General features: G+C 52.3%; 9 protein-coding genes. All 9 read right to left on the bottom strand.

Annotated features, from left to right (window positions below; all coding sequences use genetic code 11):
• A partial coding sequence (locus FCN80_RS10270; RefSeq protein WP_136990070.1) for a type II toxin-antitoxin system HicB family antitoxin occupies positions 1–380 on the bottom strand: 380 nt, incomplete at its 3' end.
• A gap of 52 nt (positions 381–432) precedes the next feature.
• Positions 433–606, bottom strand: a complete 174-nt coding sequence (locus FCN80_RS10265) for a type II toxin-antitoxin system HicA family toxin (RefSeq protein ID WP_136990069.1) — start codon at positions 604–606, stop codon at positions 433–435.
• A gap of 360 nt (positions 607–966) precedes the next feature.
• On the bottom strand, positions 967–1404 hold the full coding sequence (locus tag FCN80_RS10260; protein ID WP_136990068.1) for an antiterminator Q family protein: 438 nt from the start codon (positions 1402–1404) through the stop codon (positions 967–969).
• Entirely contained in the window at positions 1397–1693 is a 297-nt protein-coding gene (locus FCN80_RS10255) for a Ref family recombination enhancement nuclease (RefSeq protein WP_136990067.1), read from the bottom strand. The genes FCN80_RS10260 and FCN80_RS10255 overlap by 8 nt, the downstream gene beginning before the upstream one ends.
• Complete coding sequence (locus FCN80_RS10250; protein WP_306767867.1) at positions 1690–2661, bottom strand: phosphoadenosine phosphosulfate reductase domain-containing protein; 972 nt, start codon at positions 2659–2661, stop codon at positions 1690–1692. Before FCN80_RS10250 ends, FCN80_RS10255 begins: the two co-directional genes overlap by 4 nt.
• Before the next feature lie 32 nt (positions 2662–2693).
• Positions 2694–3527, bottom strand: coding sequence for a chromosome partitioning protein ParB (locus tag FCN80_RS10245; protein WP_136990065.1), 834 nt, complete (start codon positions 3525–3527; stop codon positions 2694–2696).
• Positions 3527–4117, bottom strand: coding sequence for a DUF1367 family protein (locus tag FCN80_RS10240; RefSeq protein ID WP_136990064.1), 591 nt, complete (start codon positions 4115–4117; stop codon positions 3527–3529). The genes FCN80_RS10245 and FCN80_RS10240 overlap by 1 nt, the downstream gene beginning before the upstream one ends.
• A 420-nt stretch (positions 4118–4537) precedes the next feature.
• The gene (locus FCN80_RS10230) at positions 4538–4882 is read right to left on the bottom strand and encodes a hypothetical protein (RefSeq protein WP_230492600.1); all 345 of its coding nucleotides are present in this window, start codon (positions 4880–4882) and stop codon (positions 4538–4540) included.
• Positions 4879–5351, bottom strand: a 473-nt coding sequence (locus FCN80_RS10225; RefSeq protein ID WP_230492599.1) for a hypothetical protein, incomplete at its 5' end; no start/stop codon positions are given. The genes FCN80_RS10230 and FCN80_RS10225, both read right to left, overlap by 4 nt.

The raw sequence follows: 5351 nt of genomic DNA, 5'->3' as shown, positions 1-5351 counted from the left end.
CCAAGCGCCGACATGGCGCGCTGAACGGTATCGATTTTCGTGGAGTGACGCAGGTCAAACAGGCGCGTCACCTCCTGCTTTTTCACGCCCATCCGGGTCGCCAGTTCAACCTGGCTCAACCCGGAATCAATAAACGCGTTCAGCAACATGACTTTTGACGCCACGCTCAACGGCACATCGACATAATCACCGGTCACCTCGCTGGGCGCTGGGATTTTTTGGTTGTCCTCGAAATAAAACTCGAACGCCGTTACCAGCGCATCGAGCGCGGCGGTCAACGCTTCATCCCGGTTATCCCCTTGCGTTAATGCCTCGGGGATATCCGGGAACGACACCACGAATCCGCCGGTGTCAGGCTGTAGAGTTACTGGATATCGCATATTGTCTGGGTGAACCTGCGCGAGTACCAGCCCCGTTCGAGGCTGGTGATTATCAAAGACCTAACTGCTTGATAATGGCTTTTCTGAGCGGCTCTTTGATTTCATCTCCGGGGTGCCTCGGCATCACGCTGCGTCGGCCCTGATACCTGAGTTTCAGATGATTGGTGCCATCTGAAACTTCTACCCCTTGAGTTTCAAGCCACCGCCTGAACTCGCGCTGCTTCACTTCTCCCCCTGTTTGTTGAACATGGGATTATAGTAAACAATAATGTTTACCAAGTCAACAATTTTGTTTACTCAGAGAGGATTTTTATGTCTACATGCCCGTCATGTGGGGTTGGGGTGTGGTGGCCGTCCCTATTTCAAGGTCGGCGCTTTCGATGCGCTTCTCAGTCCAGCGGCATTACCCGTCATTAGCTCCACGCATTCACCACATAGGAGCGCCCTGGCATGCGACTGCGGGCTAGTCACCAGGGCAGTGTTGCCCGCTCCTATGTAGAGAATATTGGTTCACATTTTTAAGTCTCCAAAATGCAAAAACCCGCTCGGTGGCGGGTTCTAAGTCAATCGCTTTGCTGTGACCTTATCACACTACAATACATTTTTCGGGCCGAGGTAGTGTTTTTTCATTGCATCCGTAAATAATTTTTTTCTGGACGTAGGGATCCATTTCCAGGACTGCGTTTGTCATAGCCAGACAGCCATCAATAAAACCCTCCGCTATCTGTAATTGCCGTCTTATTTCCCGTTCATGGCACTTCCAGTGTCGGGCGATGGCAGATTTTGACACACCATAAATGTAATGCAGGGTTATCAGCTCCAGTTCATCAGGTTTCCTGGCTGCATGTAGGCAACATACCGCGGCGTCAACGATTAGCCCGTCGTCGTCACAGCAGGAATTATTATTACTGCGCCCCCGGGGTAACAGCCCTTTGAAACCGGCGGCTATGTGCGAGTAATCCACACCACTGTTGTCCGTGGCCCAGACGCCCCAACGTTCCAGTACTAATTGAATGTCACGCATTTTCCAACTCCAGCAATTGTTCTACCTGGGCCAGCAATTCCAGCTCTGTCCCGTACCGCCGTTCCCATTCTTTTTGACCGGCATGGATAGCCACGCCGTAACCACCCAGGCGGTGATGTTGCGGGCATAGGGGGATAACCTGGTAATTCGAGGCCCGTTGGCCGGCGCCCTGCCCCGTTCTTAAATGATGGATTTCTGCCAGGCTATGGACATTGAAAACGTTCTTGCAGACGATACAGCCCATATCAGCGACTCGGGCCATGTGAAGGCTTTCGGCGCGTTTAGTCATTCGCACACACCCGCATATACGCTATTGCAAACACTGTTATCACTGGCCTCGGCCAGTAGGTCGAATTGTTGGCCGCCGCGGGTAGTCATGGCCCAATCGCGGTACGTCTCGATGCCATGGGATTCTACCGTCACGCATTCGATACGGGTTTTAGCGCGGACGGGGTCCATCGTTGATGTGAAAAACATCGAGTTTTGCCGGCGGCTGCATGCGGATACCAGCCGTTCCCACTCGGCAACACGGGCGATCTCTTCCGGCCAGCGCCTATAAATCTCGGCCAGTTCGCTTTTACGGGCATGAATGCAGGGCATGCAGCCCACGCGAGAGCAACCTTGCTGATACAGCGGATTCGGTTTGATACCGTGGCGGCGCGCCAGGGAAAAAACATCATCATGCGTCCACGACAGAATGGGGCGGTAAATGGCAAGACGCGGACCAATATCAAAACCCTCTTCCCATTCGGCGAGGCCGGCGCGGGCCGGCGACTCCTGGGCGCGAACACCCTGCCAACTGATGACCTTAAAGCCGGCGGCAATGATTGGATCAACGACCTGCAATTTAATCGGCTCATGTTTCAGCTCGAATGTGCAAAATCGCGTCATGGTGCTGGGAAAGCGACCTTTCCACATGCATAAATCCAGGAACGGGATACCGGTAGGATGAAGAATTTCCAGGGCGGTCCGAATAATTTCGTCGGCACGCTCTGGCGTAAAACCACATTCCTCAACCAGCGAGACAGGCCACTTTTCGGCGATGAATTTGCGCTTTCCTTCAATGCGACCCGAAAAGTCCGCTCGAACGCGCCGGATTTTACCCAACCGTGATTCGAGATAGTCCAGATATTCCATGGTTTGCGGGTGTTCGTGGCCGGTGTCAGCAAATGCGGGGATATGCTCACTCCCAGATTCGAGGGCTAGCAACCATTGCGCCAATGAGTCTTTCCCACCCGATACGCTGATCACGTTCATTGCGCCAGGCACCATGCATCGGCTATCAATTTTCATTCGTCACCCCGCTGTTTGAACTGGCGATATTCCTCCACCAATAGGCGGATTTTTTCGTGATCCTCTTCGTTCAGCGACGAAATAACTGGACGGCCGCCCTCGGTGCGAAAATCAAAATTTGCATTTGCCAACAGTTCCACCAACTGGCGTGCTTTTTTGATGTCGAATTGCGGCGAAATAACCCGTTTCGTGACTTTTTTGATACCGGCGGCTTTGGCCTTCTCAACGTCATTTTTGAGAACCTCGCCGGCAGCTGAGCCATATTCTTTAATGCGTTCAGCGGCTACGGTTGGGGCGACATCCCCACCCTTCACTAATTGCTGCACATCGTGATTGGCATAAAGAACGGCGTAGAGCGTATCAACGCGGGCAAGACTGACATGGATAAGCTTGGCTATCTCAGCGCGGGAGAGGTTGTAAGGCTCGAAGTCCTTCAAGCCCATGGCGTCTTCGTAATCGCTGCGTTTTAGCTGGTTGTTGCTGGTATAGCGACGCGCCAGTTGCTCAACGTCATTGCCTTTGAATGGCATGATGTGGATCCACTCAACAGGCTTTCCCGCTTTTGCGAGACGATGATAGGTCGCTGTTCGCCGGTGCCCCTCGCATATCCACACGCCTCCATCGTCACGCGGCACCACTTCAAGCGGTGGCACTGTACCGCCGGATTGCATGAAAGCAAAAAGCTCTTCATTAGCCTGCTGGGTGCGCTCATCGTCAACGCGATTAAAGATGTCATCCCGGATGTGAATATCCTGTAGCTTGATGAACATGCCGGTATCGGTGCGTTTGATGACACCCGATAACCGCATTGATTTGAATGAATTTACCATTATGCGTAACTCATGAGTTGGGCCGCGGCGTTCTCTACGGCCTGTTGTGAGGTGAATGTTTTTGAGAGGATAAAACTCCATAAAACGTCGAGGGTTGCTCGATAGACGTCGTTGAATTCGAGGTCGTCCATGTTGGCAAACGAGATTGATCTCGGCGATTTCATGACCGAGCCGTCAGGCATTTTGTAGGCGTCGAAATATCCGGCCTCTATGATGGTCCAATGGCGGAATGCCTCGAACGATTTGACGCCGGAAATGTTGGCAGCCCGTTTGCTGCCCACTGCTGCAAGGTATTCATCAGCGGCGGCGGCCAGCGCGGTTTCGCTGCCGGCGTAATACGCGAGGTATTTCACATACCCGCGCACGAGCTTTTTTTCAGCGGGCGAGATAGTGCCGCCGGTGGGTTCCCAATAATCAAACCCCAGGTTGAGGAGGGAAAAATATTTTCTATGAAATGCCGGATTTCGGACTTTTTTGAACTCGCCCGATAGCACATCGCCGATTTTCAGACGCGCCAAAAACGCCTTGCTGTCTGGCGTGGCGGGGGCGAGATAACCGCCCTGGATGTGGATAAATGAATGCTGTGCCATTTCGTTCCCCTAGTGGCACAGCAGTTGTTCAACGGGTGTTCAGCCCTGGGATCATTATACTGATTTGTTTCGCGGATGTTGGACTGTATAACCAGCTAATTTTGCTATTTCGACAAACGCATTAATCGACGCGATATGTTCGTCGTCGGCCAACACTCGATAGGTTATAAAATGACCATTTTCTATTGTTATCATAACCCGACATGATGCCGGAACATATTTGATTATCTCACTGAAATCAAACATTTTTCCCGTCCATTACTTGATGATTATGGTTCCCGGCCGGGAGTCATTAACATTAAATACTGTATATAAATACAGTATCAAAGACTTCGTGATTTATCAATTTTGAATTCGACTTTGCGTGACATTAGACAGTAAAAGCGCCCAAACGGGCGCTAAATATACAATCAAGACGGGTTACGATGCTTTGAGTGCAGTTTCATGCCATCCCCGAGTAACCCAGCATTGGCTATCACCGTCATGACAACATTGCGTAATCGTGAGGGGGTCACCACATTTACCGCATCGGCGCTTACTCAGTTGCGCCATTTGCAGCTCTAAAGCGGCATTATCCTGTAACAGGAGCATCTCCAGGTATTCATCGGCGCTGTACGGCTCGCGTCCTGGACGGCGCAACGCACAGTTACACCGCAACATCTCCAGCTCCGAATCAGATAGATGAATCTCCACGGCATGGATGCCGGCAGCGGCCGCCCTGGCACGCTGCGCAGCTTTACGTTCGGCGGGGGGTTTAGGCATCATTCACCCTCCGCTTTGGGTGACGGGGCGGGGAACAACAAGCGACCGCCTTCAGTTAGTTGCCATAGATCGGACTTCCATTCGACCAGGCCGCTACGCTCCAAAGAGCACATGGTGTTGTTCGTGCAGCCCCGTGGCGTCCACCGCGATTTCGCTGTCAAGTCTTCCAGCGTTACTCGCTGCCGATATGATAGAAAAGAGAGGGCGATTTTCCTGACACTATCCGGCACAGGGCTTGCTGCGGGCGGAGATGGAGGGAAATCCCCGAAATCGTCCGTGGTTGTCTCACTATCAAATTCGTAATCACTGAGCGATTGAACCTCGATCTCACTGGCGTAGATATCGCCCTCAGTTTCGATCAGTTTGTCGGCTTGTTTGCGGGTCTCCGCATCAACAAAGAACGTCTGGAAGCCTGCGGCGCATTCTACTTGGGCATTATAGAGAAATCGGCGCTTATTCATGACTCGCCCCC

The sequence above is a fragment of the Martelella alba genome, from assembly GCF_005217455.1.
In the GTDB taxonomy this organism is placed as follows: domain Bacteria; phylum Pseudomonadota; class Gammaproteobacteria; order Enterobacterales; family Enterobacteriaceae; genus Acerihabitans.
This window is presented reverse-complemented; position numbering and strand designations above follow the sequence as displayed.